This window comes from Paenarthrobacter sp. JL.01a, assembly GCF_025452095.1.
GTDB lineage: Bacteria > Actinomycetota > Actinomycetes > Actinomycetales > Micrococcaceae > Arthrobacter.
This window is the reverse complement of record NZ_CP104877.1, coordinates 446,466-464,742: the sequence shown is the minus strand read 5'-3', so window position 1 is coordinate 464,742 and position 18,277 is coordinate 446,466. Positions and strand designations below refer to the sequence as shown.

General features: G+C 63.4%; 17 protein-coding genes. 5 read left to right on the top strand and 12 right to left on the bottom strand.

The features are described 5' to 3' along the window. Window positions 1-52: 52 nt before the first annotated feature. Window positions 53-952, top strand: coding sequence for a helix-turn-helix transcriptional regulator (locus N5P29_RS02320; protein WP_262277077.1), 900 nt, complete (start codon window positions 53-55; stop codon window positions 950-952). Window positions 953-959: 7 nt separating this feature from the next. Continuing rightward, window positions 960-2,156 (top strand): MFS transporter, encoded by a 1,197-nt coding sequence (locus N5P29_RS02315; protein WP_262277076.1) that lies wholly within the window; start codon window positions 960-962, stop codon window positions 2,154-2,156. Between the two features lie 23 nt (window positions 2,157-2,179). Here N5P29_RS02315 and N5P29_RS02310 read toward each other — a convergent pair whose 3' ends face one another. The 7 genes from N5P29_RS02310 to N5P29_RS02280 form a co-directional block, all read right to left on the bottom strand. Further along, window positions 2,180-2,959, bottom strand: coding sequence for an enoyl-CoA hydratase (locus tag N5P29_RS02310; protein ID WP_262277075.1), 780 nt, complete (start codon window positions 2,957-2,959; stop codon window positions 2,180-2,182). A gap of 45 nt (window positions 2,960-3,004) precedes the next feature. Then, on the bottom strand, window positions 3,005-3,928 hold the full coding sequence (mmsB, locus tag N5P29_RS02305) for a 3-hydroxyisobutyrate dehydrogenase (protein WP_262277074.1): 924 nt from the start codon (window positions 3,926-3,928) through the stop codon (window positions 3,005-3,007). Then, on the bottom strand, window positions 3,925-4,995 hold the full coding sequence (locus N5P29_RS02300) for an enoyl-CoA hydratase/isomerase family protein (protein WP_262277073.1): 1,071 nt from the start codon (window positions 4,993-4,995) through the stop codon (window positions 3,925-3,927). Before N5P29_RS02300 ends, mmsB begins: the two co-directional genes overlap by 4 nt. Further along, window positions 4,995-6,494 (bottom strand): CoA-acylating methylmalonate-semialdehyde dehydrogenase, encoded by a 1,500-nt coding sequence (locus N5P29_RS02295; protein ID WP_262277072.1) that lies wholly within the window; start codon window positions 6,492-6,494, stop codon window positions 4,995-4,997. Before N5P29_RS02295 ends, N5P29_RS02300 begins: the two co-directional genes overlap by 1 nt. A 121-nt stretch (window positions 6,495-6,615) precedes the next feature. Next, window positions 6,616-7,194, bottom strand: coding sequence for a hypothetical protein (locus N5P29_RS02290; protein ID WP_262277071.1), 579 nt, complete (start codon window positions 7,192-7,194; stop codon window positions 6,616-6,618). Window positions 7,195-7,225: 31 nt separating this feature from the next. Then, window positions 7,226-8,617, bottom strand: coding sequence for a cryptochrome/photolyase family protein (locus N5P29_RS02285; RefSeq protein WP_262277070.1), 1,392 nt, complete (start codon window positions 8,615-8,617; stop codon window positions 7,226-7,228). Between the two features lie 97 nt (window positions 8,618-8,714). Beyond that, the gene (locus N5P29_RS02280; protein WP_262277069.1) at window positions 8,715-9,059 is read right to left on the bottom strand and encodes a hypothetical protein; all 345 of its coding nucleotides are present in this window, start codon (window positions 9,057-9,059) and stop codon (window positions 8,715-8,717) included. 243 nt (window positions 9,060-9,302) lie between these two features. Here N5P29_RS02280 and N5P29_RS02275 point away from each other — a divergent pair, with 243 nt between their 5' ends. After that, complete coding sequence (locus N5P29_RS02275) at window positions 9,303-11,474, top strand: amylo-alpha-1,6-glucosidase (protein WP_262277068.1); 2,172 nt, start codon at window positions 9,303-9,305, stop codon at window positions 11,472-11,474. A 39-nt stretch (window positions 11,475-11,513) separates the two neighbouring features. Here N5P29_RS02275 and hxlA read toward each other — a convergent pair whose 3' ends face one another. Continuing rightward, the gene (gene hxlA / locus N5P29_RS02270; RefSeq protein WP_262277067.1) at window positions 11,514-12,137 is read right to left on the bottom strand and encodes a 3-hexulose-6-phosphate synthase; all 624 of its coding nucleotides are present in this window, start codon (window positions 12,135-12,137) and stop codon (window positions 11,514-11,516) included. 50 nt (window positions 12,138-12,187) lie between these two features. Further along, complete coding sequence (gene hxlB / locus N5P29_RS02265; protein ID WP_262277066.1) at window positions 12,188-12,778, bottom strand: 6-phospho-3-hexuloisomerase; 591 nt, start codon at window positions 12,776-12,778, stop codon at window positions 12,188-12,190. A 149-nt stretch (window positions 12,779-12,927) separates the two neighbouring features. On the opposite strand from hxlB, the gene N5P29_RS02260 reads away from it, so the two are divergent. Then, on the top strand, window positions 12,928-14,193 hold the full coding sequence (locus N5P29_RS02260; protein WP_262277065.1) for a helix-turn-helix transcriptional regulator: 1,266 nt from the start codon (window positions 12,928-12,930) through the stop codon (window positions 14,191-14,193). Between the two features lie 14 nt (window positions 14,194-14,207). Here N5P29_RS02260 and N5P29_RS02255 read toward each other — a convergent pair whose 3' ends face one another. Then, the gene (locus tag N5P29_RS02255) at window positions 14,208-15,626 is read right to left on the bottom strand and encodes a ferredoxin reductase (protein WP_262277064.1); all 1,419 of its coding nucleotides are present in this window, start codon (window positions 15,624-15,626) and stop codon (window positions 14,208-14,210) included. Further along, on the bottom strand, window positions 15,623-16,927 hold the full coding sequence (locus N5P29_RS02250) for an aromatic ring-hydroxylating oxygenase subunit alpha (protein ID WP_262277063.1): 1,305 nt from the start codon (window positions 16,925-16,927) through the stop codon (window positions 15,623-15,625). Before N5P29_RS02250 ends, N5P29_RS02255 begins: the two co-directional genes overlap by 4 nt. Window positions 16,928-17,096: 169 nt before the next feature. On the opposite strand from N5P29_RS02250, the gene N5P29_RS02245 reads away from it, so the two are divergent. Continuing rightward, window positions 17,097-18,029, top strand: a complete 933-nt coding sequence (locus N5P29_RS02245) for a LysR family transcriptional regulator (protein ID WP_262277062.1) — start codon at window positions 17,097-17,099, stop codon at window positions 18,027-18,029. A 19-nt stretch (window positions 18,030-18,048) separates the two neighbouring features. On the opposite strand, the gene N5P29_RS02240 is transcribed toward N5P29_RS02245, so the two are convergent. Further along, the gene (locus tag N5P29_RS02240; RefSeq protein ID WP_144661830.1) at window positions 18,049-18,276 is read right to left on the bottom strand and encodes a hypothetical protein; all 228 of its coding nucleotides are present in this window, start codon (window positions 18,274-18,276) and stop codon (window positions 18,049-18,051) included. Window position 18,277: the final 1 nt, after the last annotated feature.

Genomic DNA, 18,277 nt, shown 5'->3' with positions numbered 1-18,277 from the left:
GTGTACTGGCAGTACCTGTTAGACGACCCCACCCGGCCGTAGCCTTGAAGCCATGGACAACACGAACGACGTCCGCGAGTTCCTCATGAGCCGACGGTCACGAATCACCCCGGCGCAGGCAGGGCTGCCTGTCTATGGTGGAACTCGGCGGGTAGCGGGCCTCAAGCGCGAGGAAGTCGCAATGCTGACCGGCGTCAGCACCGAGTACTATGCACGCTTGGAACGCGGTAACCTCCGGGGTGTCTCCGATTCCGTTTTGGACTCCCTTGCCGGGGCCTTGCAGCTCGACGAGGCAGAACGGGCCCACCTGTTTGACCTGGCAAAAGCCGCCGCACCTGCCCCCGCGTCCGGGCCACGGCGTGCCCGGGCTGACGTGCGCCCCAGCATCGAAAGAGTATTGGCCGGAATGACCGGAACACCGGCCTATGTTCGAAATTCCCGCACTGATGTGCTCGCCGCCAACAGCCTGTGTTTCGCCCTCTACGCCGGGATTCTCAGTCCCGAGACGCTTCCGGTGAACCTTGCACGCTTCATGTTCCTGGATCCGCGGTCCAAGGACTTCTTCGTCGGCTGGGATAAGCTCGCCGATGACTTCGCCGCGGCCATGCGCACTGAGTCCGGCAGTAATCCACGAGACCGTGCCCTCAACAGCCTTATAGGCGACTTGGCCGCCGGCAGCACCGAATTCTCCACCCGGTGGGCACGTCACAACGTCCGCTTCCACCGCACAGCACGCAAATCTTTGCGGAACCCACTCGTCGGTGAGATCGAGCTCACCGGCGACGCCCTGGAACTCCCCGGCGAAGGCCTGACACTGATCGCCTACTCCGCCGAACCTGGCAGCCACGCCCAGGACCAGTTGGACTTCCTCGCGAGTTGGGCCACGAGCGACAAAAGCACTGAGATCCACGCACCCGCCAGCCCGCCCGCAGCGGAACGACAGTCACCTTGAGGACCGAATGAAAAACCTTCTCTTGCCCGGATCTGCGCTGCTCTGGGGCCTGCAGCTGGCCTTTCTGAGTCCTGCTCTGGCGCTGATTCTCGTCAACCTCTACGGTGCCACCACAGCTGACCTCGGATGGGTCCTCGGGATCTATAACGCAGGCGGGTTCCTCGCGGCGTTGCTGATACCGGCACGCGCCGACAAGACAAAGGACTACCTGGTACCAATGCTGGTGTGCGGCGGCCTGACGATACTGCTGGCGGGCGTCCTCTCGGCAGTTACGGCCCTGCCCATGGCCACCGTCGCCCTCGTGGTGCTGGGAGGTCCAGCAGGGGTCGGCAGCACGCTGCTGTTCGCGCATCTCCGCCACTCCGGTGGCCGGCCCTCCGATGTCATCAATGCCCGCGCCATCGTTTCCGTGGCATGGGTTGCCGGTCCCCCGCTGGCGACCTTCATCATCGGCTCACTTGGCACCCGTGCCATCCTCTTGGCCGTCGCCGCGATTGCCGTCTTGAACATCATCACCACAGCGCTCTTGATACGGCAACGCACAGCAACCAGCACCAACGCTGACACAGACCCTCAAACCACACCGCAGTCTTCCGCCCCCGGGGAAACTCCGGTGGGGCTCCGGATGGTTGTACCAGTTACTTTCGCGTTCGTCCTCCTGCAGGCCACAAACGCCACGGCCATGACAATCATGACTCTCTTCGTTCCCCAAACCCTGGGGCTGGATGTCATCTGGGCAGGCATCGCCCTCGGAGTTGCCGCAGCACTCGAAATCCCGGCTTTACTGCTATGCGGCCGACTAAGCGAACGGTTTTCCGCGCTCGGCCTGATCACCACCAGCTGCATCGCCGGGATAGCCTACTTTTCAGCATTGATGCTGGTTACTGACCCCATCGGTCTCTTGGCCATCCAAATTTTCAATGCTTGGTCATTCGCAGGCATCGCCGGGATTGGCATGACTCTTTTTCAAGACATGATCCCCAGACCAGGGTTGTCCACCGGGCTCTACATGAACACCAGAAGACTCGGGGCGATCGTTTCAGGACCCATTATCGCGATCGGGTCAATGACAATCTTGGGCCAACGAGGGATCTTCTTTGCCTGTGCCGCCCTCACGCTTGCAGGCCTGGCACTAATTGCTCTCGCGAACCGTGCAAGCAAGAAAATCCAGAAGCGTACCCGTGAGGGCCTGACAGTGAGCTAGGCCCCAATGCCTAACCCTCGGCACTACCGGTGCTTGAACTCCGGCTGGCGCTTCTCGCTGAACGCGGCCATGCCTTCCTTCTGGTCCTCTGTGGCGAAGAGCGAGTGGAAGATACGGCGTTCAAAGAGCACACCCTGCGCCAGGCCGGTTTCGAAGGCAGCGTTGACGGCTTCCTTGGCCATCATCGCCACGGGCTTGGACTTGGAGGCAATAACTTCGGCGGCTTTGATGGCTTCGTCGATGACCTCTGCCGCGGGCACAACCCGGGAGACCAGACCGGCGCGCTCGGCCTCTTCGGCATCCATAAAACGGCCGGTGAGCACCATGTCCATGGCCTTGGATTTACCCACAGCCCGGGTGAGGCGCTGCGAGCCGCCCATGCCGGGGATGACGCCCAGGTTGATTTCTGGCTGGCCGAATTTTGCGTTGTCCCCGGCAATGATGAAGTCGGCCATCATCGCCAGCTCACACCCACCGCCCAGGGCAAATCCTGACACCGCGGCGATCACGGGGATCCGTAGACGGGTCAGGTCCTCCCAGTGCCGGAACCAGTCCGCCGCGTACATCTCCATGTAGCTGTTGGACGACATTTCCTTGATGTCCGCACCGGCCGCGAATGCCTTGGCAGAGCCGGTGATCACCACGGCTCCAACTTCCGGATCGGTATCCATGGCCCGCACGGCGTCAACGAGTTCGTTCATCAGGGCAGTATTGAGCGCATTCAACGCCGACGGCCGGTTCAGGGTCACCAAGCCAACCCGCCCACGCCGTTCCACCAGAATGTTGTTGTACTGCTCCGTCATGTTCTCCCTCTCCACCAAGCTCGTCATCAGTTCAGTTACAACCTCTCACAGCGATTTATCGCGGATGTCCGTGATGATGCCGGAGAAGTCCCGTCCGGCACCTTCGCCGGCGGCAAAAGCATCGTAGATCCTGGACGCCAATGGCCCCATCTCCGCAGCGACGCCCGCGCTCTCCAGCGCATTCACGGCCAACCGCAGGTCCTTGGCCATCAAGGCTCCTGCAAAGCCGGGCTGGTAGTCACGGTTCGCCGGGCTGGTGGGGACCGGCCCGGGAACAGGACAGTTGGTGGTCAGCGCCCAGCACTGGCCGGAAGCATTGGACGCGACGTCGAACAGCGCCTGATGCGTCAGCCCCAGCTTCTCGCCGAGAACGAAGGCCTCCGCAACGGCGATCATGGAAACACCCAGGATCATGTTGTTGCAGACCTTCGCCGCCTGCCCGGCACCGTGGTCGCCGCAGTGGACAATCCGCTTGCCCATCAGCTCAAGGATCGGCTGGACGGTCTCGAAGTCTTCCGGCAGCGCACCCACCATGAACGTGAGCGTGCCCGCTTCGGCCCCCACCACGCCGCCGGAAACCGGCGCGTCCACGGACCGGTGGCCGGCTTCCAACGCAATCTCCGCCGCTTGACGGGCCTCGTCCACATTGATCGTGGAGCAGTCCAGGAACAAGGTGTCCGGCTTGGCTACGGCGAGCAAGCCCGGCCCGTCCACGCCCCGGTACGCGTCCAGCACATGCTTGCCGCTGGGCAGCATGGTCAGCACGACGGCGGCCTCCGCGGCAGCCTCGTGCGCCGATGACGCCATGGGAATCCCGTGGGCTTTGGCGGCCTCCACGGCTGCAGGAACGGGATCGTAGCCGATCACCTCGTGGCCGGCCTTGATCAGGTTGGCGGCCATGGGCCCACCCATATGGCCCAGGCCGAGGAAAGCGATGAGCCCCGTTGCCGATGCTGCGTTCTCTGTCATGTCGTCTCCTTCAACTCGACTCGGTTTGCCGAAAGGCCCAGTTCGCGCTCGCCCAGCGGCGCAAAGTAGCCCTCGACGTCGGACTCCGTCACCTCGGCGAGCGTGGCGGGCTTCCACTGCGGGTTGCGGTCCTTGTCCACCACCTGCGCGCGGATCCCCTCGCGGAAGTCGGGCCCGGACAAGCATCGGAGCCCCACCCGGTATTCCTGGTCCAGCGCTTCCTCGAGGGACAACCCCCTGACCCGCCGCAGGGACTCCAAGGTGACCTTGACCGACGTAGGCGATTTCGCTTCGATCGTCTCTGCCGCCGCGACCGCCTCAGCGCCAGCGGCACGCAAGCTCCGCACAATCTCTTCCGCGTCATTGCCCGCGTAGCAGTCGTCGATCCACTCCCGCTGCGCCGCCAAAGCCGAGTCCGGTGCGGCTTGGGCAAAACGCTCGACGGCGGCCTCCGCCGTCGAGCTTTCCAGCGCTTCCGCCAGCGCGGGGAGGCTTTCGGACGGGACGTAGTAGTCCGCGAGCCCGAGGTAGAGGGCGTCCGCACCACCGAGGTGTGCGCCCGTCAGCGCGGCGTGGGTGCCGGCCTCCCCGGGTGCGCGGGACAGCAACAGCGTGCCACCGACGTCGGGTACGAAACCGATGGTCGTTTCGGGCATCCCGCTGCGGGTCCGTTCAGTGACTACCCGGTGGGAACCGTGCGCGGAAATGCCCACTCCACCGCCCAGCACCAGGCCGTCCATGAAAGCGACGTAGGGCTTGGGATAGTTGGCGATCAAGGCGTTGAGCCGGTACTCGTCCGCCCAGAAATCCGCGGTCTCCGAGCCACCGTGGAGCATGTCCTTGTAGATGGCCACGATATCGCCACCGGCACACAGGCCCCGGTCCCCGGCGCCCCGCACCAGCACGGTGTCCACGGACTCGTCGTCCGCCCAGGCAAGCAACTGTTCGAGCATGGCCGTGACCATCCCCGCGTTCAGGGCGTTAACCGCCTTCGGTCGATTGAGCGTCACGATACCCAGGTGGCCGCGGCGCTCGAAAAGAACGTCTGCTGTGTCCAAAGCCCCCATCAGCTGCCCGCCGGCATCACGAAGCTGGCGCCCTGGCGGATGCCGGAGGGCCACCGCGAGGTGACGGTCTTGGTCTTGGTGTAGAAGCGGAAAGCATCGGCACCGTGCTGGTTGAGATCACCGAAACCGGAGGCCTTCCAGCCGCCGAAGGTGTAATACGCGATCGGCACGGGAATCGGGACGTTGATGCCCACCATGCCCACTTCGACGCGGCTGGCGAAGTCGCGGGCAGAGTCACCGTCGCGGGTGAAAATTGCGACGCCGTTGCCAAACTCGTGCTCGCTGCAGAGCCTGAGCGCTTCGTCGTAGTCGGCCGCGCGCAGGACACTGAGGACGGGACCGAAGATCTCTTCCTTGTAGATCTTCATGTCCTTGGTGACGTTGTCGAAGAGCGTGGGACCCACCCAGAAGCCGCCGTCGTAGCCCTCCACGGTCAGCCCGCGGCCGTCAGTGACCAGCGTTGCGCCCTCGTCCACGCCGGACTGGATGTAGCCCTCGATGCGCTCCTTCGCGGACTGCGCCACGACAGGACCGAAATCCGAGTCCGTGTCGAGACTGTGACCGACTTTGAGTTCCTTGACTCGCTCTGTCAGCTTGGCCACCAAGGCGTCTGCGGTTTCCTGGCCCACCGGCACAGCCACTGAGATAGCCATGCAGCGTTCGCCTGCGGAACCGTACCCGGCACCAATCAGGGCGTCGGCGGCCATGTCCAGATCGGCGTCGGGCATGATCACCATGTGGTTCTTGGCACTGCCAAAGCACTGGGCACGCTTGCCGTGCGCCGCTGCGGTGGCGTAGATGTACTGGGCGATAGGAGTTGAACCGACGAAGCCGATCGCCTTGACGCGCGGGTCCTCCAGCAGGGCATCCACGGCTTCTTTGTCGCCGTTGACGACGTTGAAGACGCCGTTGGGCACGCCTGCTTCGCTGTAGAGCTCGGCGAGCCGGAGCGGGACGGAAGGGTCGCGTTCTGACGGCTTGAGGATGAACGCGTTCCCGGCGGCGAGCGCAGGGCCTGATTTCCAGAGCGGGATCATGGCCGGGAAGTTGAACGGGGTGATGCCCGCGACCACACCCAAAGGCTGGCGGAGGGAATGAACATCTATGCCGGCACCGGCGTTGTCCGAGAACTCGCCTTTGAGCAGGTGCGGCGCTCCTGCGGAGAACTCGACCACCTCAATGCCGCGCTGGATGTCGCCCTTGGCATCGGCGAAGGTCTTGCCGTGCTCGGAAGATAACAGCTTGGCAAGTTCATCCATGTTCTCGTTGACCAGGTCCACGAACTTGAGAAGGATCCGTCCCCGGCGCTGCGGGTTCATGGCCGCCCATTCGAGCTGCCCCTTCTCGGCGTTGGCGACGGCGTTGCGGACCTCGTCCGCGCTGGCCAAGGGAAGCCTGGCCTGGACTTCGCCCGTGCAGGGATCATAGACGTCGCTGAAGCGGCCGGATGTACCCTCAACCCTTTGGCCGTCTACGTAGTGTGAAAGCTCGCGCACCATGGTGGAAATGCTCCTTTGCATCGTGAATGACTGACCTTCCCGGAGTCCTGGGAATCGGCGGGAACACGTAAGGAACTGTGATCCAGGTCATCTCTAGACCCGAATATACTCGGACTTCCTACTAATTTCCAGAGGGGCGTTTTCCGGGGCGGACATCCCCGGACACCCCGCCTGTCCGGGCAGGCCAGTGCCCGGTGACCTGATGAAAGTCGATTGCGCGCAAGAGCGGTGTCATGTCATAGGCCCTGATATTCAGGCTCAGCCTGACGCCGTTTACCCACTTGACCGTCAAGTACGGCTGCCCCTTCAATGTCTGGAAGCTGTAGCGCGCAATGTCGCTGTAGCAAAGAAGGTGTTCTTTGCCGAACACGCTGCGGAAGGCCACCTCAAAGTCGCGGGGGGCCACATAGAAGTTGCGATACGTGAGCACGAAGACCACGCCAGCCACCACGATCGCTACGGAGGCGATGCGGAAGGGCAGCGGATCCCGCGCATGGTCGGAGGTGAAGGCGACAAGCCCCATGAGCAAGCCCACCGCAATGAAAAGCCAGCCCACCCCGGGCACGACCTTCGGCATCCGAACCCGTTCCGGGTACTCCTTGGACCTGTTGGGGTGCTTGCGGGCCCACCAGGCGACCGCCGCGATGAACATGGCCGCGAACGCCATGATGAGGACTTTCAGGATGGACTCCGTCGACATGAACCCAGCCTATAGTTGGTCCAGAGGGGCGTCAGTGAACCTCTCTCATCCCCTTGTACGCTTCCAACGCCTCGGCACGGGTGGTCTTGAGGTCAACGATCTCCTCCGGGTAATCGGGAGTTCCGAACTCAGGAATCCAGTGGGCGATGTACTTCCCCTGCGGATCGAACTTCACGCGCTGGGCCTCCGGGTTGAAGATCCTGAAGAACGGCGAGGCATCGGCCCCGGACCCGGCCACCCACTGCCAGTTGGCCGGATTTGATGCCGGATCAGCGTCCACGAGCGTGTCCCAAAACCATTGCTCGCCCAGCTGCCAATGAATGCCAAGGTTCTTTACCAGGAAACTGGCGGCAACCATTCGCACACGGTTGTGCATCCAACCTGAATGCCACAGCTGGCGCTGGCCTGCGTCCACCATGGGGAACCCGGTGTTGCCCTTCTGCCAGGCACGCAGTTCTTCGGGGGCGGATTCGTGGCCCGGATGCTGGCCATTGTTCCCGTTGCTGCCGGGCCAAGCCCACGGAAAGCGGTCAAACTCCGTCCGAAGATTCGCGGTGGCCAGGTTCGGGTTATGGAAGTACTGATGCCAGCAGAACTCCCGCCAACCCAGCTCCGAGGCGAAGATGCTGGAACTTTCGGATTGCCTGGAACCCAAGGCATGCCACACCTCGAACGGGCTCAGCTCTCCCCACCGAAGATAGGGCGAAAGCCGGCTGCTGCCCTCGGTGTCCGGCCGATTCCTGCCCTCGCTGTAATTGGACAGTCCGTCCGCCACGAACTTCGCCAGCACCTTGTGGCCTGCCGCGGAGCCTGGTGTCCAGCTCTCCGCCAGTCCCCCGGACCAGTCCGGCTTGCTGGGCAGCAGATCCCAGGAGTCCAGCTCATCGTAGGCCGGCAGCTTACCGGTGAAGCCATGCCCCTTTTCCGGTACGGCCAGGGGTTCCCGGAATTCCTGCGCTGACACTGCCCGCCAGAACGGCGTGAAAACCTTGTACTGGCCGCCGGTCTTGGTGGTGACTTCCCAAGGCTCGTGCAGCAGGGACGCCTGGAAACTGGAAACATGCAAACCCGCCTCGCCCGCCCAGGCCTTGATCCCGGCGTCGACCGTCCGCTCAGCCGCACCGTACCGCCGGTTCCAGTACAGCGCGCCCGCTCCTAGCGTCGTCGTAGTCTTCCGGACAACGGAGGCGGCATCGCCGCGCCGCAACAGCAGGGGGATACCGAGCGCGGCGAGGTCTTCGCGGAGTGCGGCCAGGGAATGGTGCAGCCACCAGCGGGAAGCTCCGCCGTGGGGGCGGATCCCGGGCGATTCCTCGTCCAGGACGTACAGGGCGACGGCGGCGCCGTCATCCACGGCGGCACGCAAAGCCGGATTGTCGGCAACCCGCAGATCGTCCCGGAACCACACAACGGACGGCTTCACGTAACCCCTCTCAGACGACGACCCCGGAAAACAGGAACAGCCCATGCCCCTCTTCAAATCCTAGGGGCATGGGCTGTAAAGCTGTTATTGCCTGTGGTCAGGCGATGGCAGCGACTGCTTCCTCGTCATCGCCCAAGAGCTCCGCGGCGGTGGCGTTGGCGGATCCGGTCCACATGGGGACGTTGTTGACAACGTAGTCCCTGGCGGCCGGTCCCACCATGGACATGCCGGGATAGATCCGCAGGCCGTTTTCCTTGGTGGGCTTCAGACCGTGCAAGGTCAGGGCAGTTTTGAAAGCGGAATCGGGGACGGGGACTTTGCGGCCAAGAACGCACCAACTGATGTACAAGCCGTAGAGAGTGTCAAAGTCCAGGCCCTTCTCAGTGTCGTCCTCGAACACCACGGAGTCACGCAGAAAAGAGCTGATTTGGGTGTCGGTCATTTTTTGGGGCCTCTTCTTACAGAAGTCAGGGCCGCCGGGCTGCATCAGCGAATGTCCTATTTACTCACTATAGACCCCTTTGGGGTTCCCGGAAGAGGAAACGAGGTTAACTCTCAAAGGCCGCCGGTTGCCTTGCCGGCTCTGGCGTCCGTATCTCCGCGGGCGTACCGTCGTATCCATCCCCACTGGTGGACGGACGCCCGGCGTCCGGCACGGCTCAGGCTCAGGGATAAGGAGCATCACGTGGCTGGATGGAATGCTGACACGGCAGCCGGCCCCCTCGGCTCAGGCACGGTCACTTTGGTTGAAGGCTCATCCTTCTGTATTTCCGCGGCAAACGGGGACATCCACTCCGACGTACCTCAGGGCGTCTTCCACCTGGATACCCGGATCTTGTCCACGTGGGAACTCACCGTCAATGGACAAGTAATCGAGCCCCTGGCAGCAGAGACAAGGGAGCCCTACCGCGCCTTCTTTGTGGGCCGGGTACCCCGCCCCGACGGCCACGCGGACAGCCCTTTACTGGTGGAGAGGCTGCGGGAAGTGGGAAATGGGATCCGCGAAGAAATTACCGTGCGGAATTACTCAAACCAAGTGGCTCAATGCCGCATCCTGCTCTCCGCGGACTCGGATTTTGCCGACCTTTTTGAAGTCAAAGAAGCACGGATTACCCGCCAATGGACCGAAACACACCTGCCCGACGGTGACTCCATTGAAATCCGGGGAAAATGGGAGGACATCCGGAAAAGCGTCGTCATTCGTGCCGACGGTGCCGGCGCCGGGGCAAAAGCATTGGGTTTTACGGCGAAAATTCCTGCCTACGGAAGCTGGAGTACCCGCGCCAGCGTGGTGCCGAAACCGCAAGGCACCGGAGCCGGGGCCACCTTCACACACCAGGACCAGGGCGGACTCTCGCCCAGCGACCAGCGCCGGCAGGACTGGGTGGACCGGATCCCTGTTGTGCAACTGAGCAACCGCTCGATCGAAGACACCCTGCGCCGCAGCTACGAGGACCTGGGCGCTCTCCGGATTCAGGACCCGGACCACCCCGAGCGGGTGGTTGTAGCCGCCGGCGCCCCGTGGTTTATGACCTTGTTCGGCCGGGATTCCCTGTGGGCCTCCGAAATGGCACTCCCCGTGGACCCTTCCCTGGCGTTGGGCACCCTTCGCACCTTGGCCGACCGCCAAGGCACGGTGGTGGATGAGGCCACCGAGGAAGAACCCGGCAAGATCCTGCACGAAGTCCGGTTGGGGGTCTCCGGAGGCCTGGCGCTGGGCGGCAAGTCAGCGTACTACGGCAGCGTGGACGCCACGCCACTGTTTGTGGTGGTGCTGGGCTCGGTCAGCCGCTGGGGCTTCGGCAAGGACGCCATTGCGTCCCTGCTCCCCCACGCCGACCGCGCCCTGCAGTGGATCCAGGACTACGGGGACCGCGACGGCGACGGCTTCGTGGAGTACGGCCGGCCCAACGAACACGGGCTCATCAACCAAGGCTGGAAGGACTCCTGGGACGGCATCAACTTCGCTGACGGCACGCTAGCCCAACCACCGCTGGCGCTCTGCGAAGTCCAGGCCTACGTGCACGGCGCCTATGTGGCGCGCGCCTGGATGGCGTACGACGACGGCGACCTCGCCTTGGCGGAAAGCCTGCGGCAACGCGCGGAGGACTTGAAGAGAAAATTCAACGAGCAGTTCTGGTTGCCGGACAAGGGCTACTATGCGGTGGCCCTCGACCGGGACAAGAGGCCGGTGGACGCGTGCGCCTCCAACATGGGCCACTGTTTGTGGTTTGGTTTGATCGACGAGGAAAAGGCGCCTGCTGTGGTGGAGCGGCTGATGTCCCCTGAAATGTTCAGTGGCTGGGGTGTCCGCACCCTGGCCAAGGACATGGGCGCCTATAACCCCGCGAGCTACCACAACGGTTCTGTGTGGCCGCACGACAACGCCCTCATTGTTTCGGGACTGCTGCGGTACGGCTTCGTGGAGGAAGCACAGCGGATTGCCACGGCGATGCTTGAAGCGGCGGAGATCTCCGGCGACCGCTTGCCCGAGCTTTTTTGCGGTTTTGACCGCTCGCAGTTCCGCGAGCCTGTGCCCTATCCAACGGCCTGTTCGCCCCAGGCATGGGCCGCCACCACACCCATCCACCTTGTCATGAGCCTGATGCGCTATGACACCCACATCTCGTTGGGCGGCATCTGGCTCGATCCCGTGCTGCCGGCGTCGTTCGGGGATTTGCACATCCGGAACGCGCCCATGGGCAATGCCCGGATCACGATTGACGCCTCCGGTACCGAAGCCTCGGTCCAAGGCATCCCCGAGGGCCTGACAGTCCACCACGGGCAACGTCCGTGGATGTCGGAGTTGGTCGAGCGGGCGCATCACAGCAAGGAGCCCGGAAAAGCGCCGTCGTGAGGACCCTTTCCCGGGCTATCTGCCGTTGGGAGCCGGCAGTTACTGGATGGCGGCCTTGAGTTCCTTTGCTGCCAGCTCCGGATCCGAGGCACCGTAAATCGCACTGCCTGCTACAGCTACGTCGGCTCCGGCCAACTGCACCGCGGGAATGGTGGATGCGTTGACGCCACCGGCAACGGAGAACGGCACGCGGGCTTCTTCCCCGGCGTTGAGGAGTCCGCGAAGGTCGTATCCCGGCTGTGCTTGCTCGTCCAGGCCGGCATGGAATTCGATGAACTTGGCCCCCAGCGCCCTGGCTTCCTTGGCACGGTAAACCTTGTCGGCCACGCCGATCAGGTCCACCACGATGCCCTTGTTGTGGGATTGTGCAGCCTTGACCGCACCGGCAATCGTGGAGTCGTCAGCAGTTCCCAGGACAGAGACCAGATCGGCGCCGGCCTTGAAGGCGATGTCCGCTTCGAGTTCACCGGCGTCCATGGTCTTCATGTCCGCGAACACGATCTTGCCGGGGTGGGCTTCCTTGATGGCAGTGACGGCGGCCAGGCCCTCAGCCTTGATCAGGGGCGTCCCCAGCTCGATGATGTCCACGTGCTCGGCCACCTTGCCGGCCAGTTCCAGGGCATCGTCGATGGTCAGGAGATCCAGTGCAACCTGCAGTTTCATGGTGTTCTACTTTCTTTTGTGGTGTGGCTTGGGGGAAAGATCAAGGGCGCTTACTCGAGGTTGGCATGACGCAACCAAAGCTTCTCGGCCGGCTCGGCCGTGGCTTCCCAGAGGGTTTGGAAAACCGACTCGGTCACCAGGAAAAGGGACTGTTCAAAGAGGCTGCCGGAGTATTGCCGCGAGACAGCCGAACCGTGGTCGGTCTTTTGCGCAGCCGGAATAACCACAAGCGCATCGGCCAGCCCTGCCAGGGCGGACGAGGGGTTGGTGGTCACTGCAGCTACCCCGGCCCCGGCCGCGAGTGCGGTCTCGGCTGCTTTGACCACCCCGGACGTGGTCCCGGAACCCGAGGCCACCAGCAGCAGGTCACCTTCTGTGATGGCGGGGGTTGTGGTGTCGCCTGCCACGTGGACCGTCAAGCCCAGGTGCATCAGCCGCATCGCCGCCATGCGAAGCACAAGCCCACTCCGGCCCGCGCCTGCCAGGAAGACCCGTTCGGCTCCGCTGACTTTGTCCGCAAGTCGTGCGAGCTGTCCGAAGTCCAGGCCGGAAGCGATGCGGGCAAGCTCATCGAGGATCAGGGACGAGTTGCCGGCGACGCTGTCACTCGAGGTTGCCGTTTGTTCTGCGATGACGTGCACGTCTCACTCCTTTGCGGTAGGCGATGCTGGACACTGAGGCGATACAACAATTCTTCCGACTGGGAAGGGTAGGGGTAACGCCGAAAAGGAGCAGTCTTAACCACCCCTTTGGGTAGGCATGGATGCCACCCGCCCTCTAGGCTGGATACATGTCGCAGCTCTCCACCATTCCCTGGCAGCTTCTGGACGCCATAGCCGGGCTCTCCCAAGCACCACTGTCACGAATAGCCGACAGCCTGCGGACTGCTCTTTCGCCATACGCCAGCACCAGCGCACTGGTGATCTTCACCGAAGACTGCACGGGCCGGCCTCAAAAGAAGGCCGGCGACGAAGAAATCGTCAGCAGGGTCTCCATCCCCGAAATGGACGATGTCCGGGCGGTCATGGACGGGAAGGGGCCGTGGCGTACGCGCTCCGTGATCGCCGGACAGGAACGCGACATCCTGGCCCTCACCTACCCGCCCAGCAACGCCCTCTTGGTTTTAACGGATCCCCAGCCCACGCTGGACGACGAAGCGCTGCGGGTCCTCACCTACCTTTGGGAACTCACAGCGGCCCGAATCCAAGAGAAGGTCAGTGACGCACCGCCGTCGTATCTTTTGGAATCCCGGGCCGCGTCAGCGGAACGGATCCGCGTGACGGCCGAATTGGTGGACCAGCACTCCACCACCCTCGAAACAGTGCTTGCAGCATTGCGGTCCAACTCCATGGATGACCACGCAGCCCGGTCCTTCGTGACGGACCTGACCGTCAAGGCGCTGATCAGCCTCCGGACCCTGAACGACCGCACAAGCGATCTGGTGGAAGAACCTGTCAGCTCGGCCTTCGAAAGGCTTCGCGAAGACCTCCGTCCGCTGATGCACTTCAGCAACATCGATATCCAGTTCATCGAACCACCCGCCAACGGGCGTGCGCTCCCTGGGGAAGTCGCCCATGCAGCCAGGGCGGTGGTTCGCGGCCTGGTCCTGGCGATCGCCGAACAACCTGACGTTCACCGTGTCCGGGCCCAATGGGACTGCGACGGGGAGAACCTGCTGATCAACGTGCGGGATGACGGACGCGGCGAATTGTCAGCCGAGGCTCCCAACATGGAACGGCTCCGCCAGAAGGTGCAGGCCCTCAACGGCAAGATGAGCGTGGATGTCATGCAGGGGTGGGGAGCCGACATCTCCGTGGTGCTGCCGCTGGATCCGCCAGCTGCGCCTGCGGGAGACGTTGCAGAGTGGGGCCTGGCCGCAAGGGAACTGGAAGTCCTTCAGTTCCTGGCCGCAGGGCAACGGAACCGTGCCATCGCTGCGGAACTGAGCATCAGCGAAAACACGGTGAAATTCCATCTCCGGAACCTCTTCCGGAAGTTAAACGTCCGGTCCCGCACTGAGGCCATTGCTCTGGCCCACAGTGCGGGACTCCGGTAACCCAACCGAGGGCTTTAGGCGTCGATCACCATGTCCGTGGTTGCCGTGGAGCAGCACGGCAGGAACTTGCCGGCGTCGATTTCCCTTTTCCGGATACCGCCTTGGTGGTTCATCTCAACCTCGCCTGACAGCTTGACCACCTTGCAGGACCCGCACATCCCTTCCTTGCAGTTGGCACCGATCCGGACGCCGGCCCGCTGGGCCACCTCCAGGATGTGCTCGCTGGGGTCGATCCGCACATTAACGCCGGTGCGCAGGAAGGAAAGGGTGAGGCTGCCTGTTCCCACGGTGTCGAAACTCGAGGCATCAGGAGTTGCGGCCTCTGGCTCCGGCGAGGCGACCGGGCCGGCGTCGGCAGCGGAACCTGACGGTTCGGCGTCGAGCGCTTCGAGCGGCAGTCCTGTGGCTTCCAAGGTTCCGTCGGCGTCGTAGCCGGGCTCGTACAGCCCGAAAGCCGCGGGCTGGCTTTCGAAGTAGTCCTCCGCCGAGTCGGCGATTTCCTCGGCAATTTCCTCTGCGATGTCTGCGGCCAGGGCCACTTCGGCTGCGTATTCGAGGAGAGTCTGGCGGTCACCCGTGAAGAACTCCATGTAGATGGAGGTGTCGTCCACTCCCACCTTTTTCAGGAGCTCCGCGGCCGTGTTCAGGTAGCCCTCGGGACCGCAGGCGTACACCTGTCGTCCGTTGGCGTCGGGGGCCACTTCATCGATCATGGCTGAGGTCAGGCGGCCGCTGAGACCTTCCCAATCTTCGGGCTTGTTGCGGTCACCCAGGGAGTAGAACACCCGGATCCGCGAATCCACGGAGGCGATGTAGGCCAGCTCGCGGTGGAAGGCGAAGCCGCCTGCCTCCGCCCCGTGGTAGAGGACTACGACGTCGGCATGCCCGGGCAGTGAGTGGATGGTCCGCACCATGGACATGATGGGCGTAATGCCCGCGCCGGCAGCCAGCAGGAGGTACCGCGCGCGCCGGTCGGCGTCGGGCAGGTGGAAGGCTCCCACCGGCCCGAGCATCTCCAGGACCGTACCGGGCTTGACGTTCTCATGTACCCACGGCGACACCAGGCCGCCGGCGTCGCGCTTGACGCTGATGCTGAAGGTCCAGGGTTCAGTGGGCGAGCTGGACAGCGAGTAGCTGCGGTCCACCGGGTCCTGGTCCTCGCCGTTCACTGGGAAGGCGATGTTGACGTACTGCCCTGCACGGAACGCAAGGGGAGCTCCGTCGCAGCGGCGGAACACGAACGTCATGAGCCCGCCTGCTTCGGGTACGGTTTCCACGCACTCGGCCATGAACTCCTGCGGGTGCCACGGGCCCAGGGCGCGGGCAGCGCGGGCGGGTGCCTCGGTGCTGCCCATGACCCGGTTCCATGGCATCTCAAGGCCGCGGATCCGCTGTGGCTCCTGAATGGCCGTTTCAGTGAGGAGTTCAATCATGCCAAGTGCTCCTGCACGCGCTGCACGTACCAGTTGATGAAGGCCTCAACCTGGTATTCGCTCTTCATGTAGGGGCCGGGCTCGTAGGCAGGGCTGCCCGCGCCGGTCTGGCACAGTTCGACGAATGCCTTGTCCTGGATGTTGGTCTGCTTCCAGGTGTAGGTGAGCTTGTCGAGGTCGTAGTCCACGCCTTCAACTGCGTCATCGGCAACGAGCCAGGTGGTGCGGACCAGGGACTGGTGTTCGTTGATGGGGAAGACGCCGAAGGTGATGACGTGGTCTCCCAGGAAGTGGAACCAGCTGTTGGGCTGCAGGTGCATCGAGCAACGGCCGAGGCGGAAGTCGGGCAGGTCGCCCAGCAGCTTCTTGGAAAGGCGGCGGCCATCGGCGGAGAACGATTCGCCCTCGCCGTCCAGGGATTCGCGCGAGATACGGATTCCGGCGATGCGGGTATCGAGCTCCTCGACCACCTCGTAAGGAAGGCCGTAGCGGCGGCAGCGCTCTTCCAGGGAGGACTGGGCTTCCTTGTTGCGGTCCCACACCTCTTCAAGGTGGGTCGGGATGAGTCCCTCGGTCAGGCCCCAGGTGGGGAAGAGGGAACAAGCGAGCTCCGGGTGCCCGTCACAGTGGTAGCACTCACGGTTGTTCTCCATGACGAGCTTCCAGTTGCCCTCTTCGATGATGTTTTGCTGGTAGGCAATCTTCGTCTTGGCGAGATCGTGGGGTGCCAGGTAGGGCTCGAAGATCTTGGAGGTCTCGTCGAAGTCGGTGGGTGGCTCGTCCGCGATGCAGACAAAGATGAGGCCGGCAACCTCACGGCTGTGGGCGCGCTTGAGGGCGAAGCAGTTCTTGTCGAACTTGGCTTCTCCCGGGGCGGAAGCGTGGATCAGGTTGCCTTCCGGCGAGTAGGTCCAGGAGTGGTAGCCACAGACCAGGTTTCCGGTGGAACCGGCGGCTTCGGTAAGGACGCGGGCACCGCGGTGGCGGCATACGTTGTGCAGGACGTTGACGTCGCCGTCGTCGTTGCGGAGGACGATCAGCGAGTACGGGCCGTAGTCCACCGTGATGTAGTCTCCCGGCTCCGGCAGTTCGGCAACGCTTCCGGCGAAGATCCAGTGCTGGCCGAAGATGGCTTCCATGTCGATCTTGAAGATCGTGGGGTCCGTGTAGAAGGGGGCGTCGAGGGAGTAGCCGGTGCGCCGGAACTCGAACAGTGCGCTGATCTCGGCCAGCTGCTCCGCAGGCAATGTCGAGGCGAGTTTTCCGCGTGAATTCAGGGGCGCGTTCACTTGAGCAGTCATGGGTTTCCTCCCGGGAGGCTGGGTAAATGTCTGATTCTTGGGGACCGCGGATGCATCGTCGCAAGCGGCGTTATCGAAGTCTTCGTAGTAAGAGATTAGGGACGATTGAACTGCAACAAAAGCGCAATATTTAGGAGATAACCCTGCACTTTGGGTGCATGATGGTCCCATGATCGATCAGAGGCTGATTACCCTGCGCGTGTTCGCCCGCTGCGGCACTGTTGGGGCCACAGCCGAACTCACGGGATATTCCCCTTCCGCCGTCTCCGCGCAGCTTCGTGAACTCCAGCGCGTGCTGGGAATGCAGCTGCTCACCAAGGACGGCCGGGGCGTGCGGCTGACGGCCACGGGACGCTTTCTGGTCAACGGTTCAGACAGCCTGATCGCCGAATGGGAGAGCCTGCGGGCAGCGGCCATGGAAGCCGGCGACCAGGTGCAGTCGCATTTCGGCCTGGGTGGATTCTCGACGGCGGCGGCCCAGTTGCTCGCGCCCCTCGCCGCTACGCTGCGCGCCAGCCGCCCTCATTTGGAGGTGCAGGTTCTGGAGGCAAATCCGTCACGGTGCTTCGACTTGCTGGTGGCAGAGCGCATTGACCTCGCCGTCATAGTTGCCATGCAGTCCGACACATACGGCGAAGACGACCCCCGCTTCGAACAAACGGTCCTCCTGGACGATCCCTTGGATGTCATCATTCCCGGAGACCACCCCTTGGCAGCACGCCAAACCGTGACGCTTGAAGAGTTGGCGTCGGAGCCTTGGATCACGGAGGCCGCAGGGTCTACTTACCACTCGCTGTTCACCGCGGCCTTCACCGCCGTCGGCGTGACACCACGGATCGCTCACGAGGCCGTTGAGTGGGAAACCCAGATCGCCTTCGTAGGGGCAGGGCTCGGCGTCGGCCTGCTGCCGCGGTTGGCGCCGCTGCACAACGCCGAAAATGTGGTCCGGTTGCGCATAACCGGCAAAGGAAAACCGGCCCGCCGCATCGTGGCGGCCGTACGCAGGGGCAGCATCGCTTCGCCCCTTATTAAGGAGTCATTGGAAATCCTGCAGAAGAGGGCCCAACGCATCCTCACTGCCAGGCCGGAAGACGAGGCCTGAGTTTGGCAGGCGTGCAGGGCTACACCCACACCTCGTACCCCGTGGACTGATCGAAAAGCTTCCGCCGGTCCGCCCCGTGAGCCGCAATCCAGAGGACGGAGTCATCGGCCGCCGCCTGCTCCACCACCCCGGTCATGACCCGGTCACCCTTCAACCACACTTCGACCACGTGGCCCGTCAGCTGGGCCCAGTCCTTGCGCAAGGCCCGTCCTTCTACGGTCCTGGCCGGCTTTGTCTGTCCGAACACG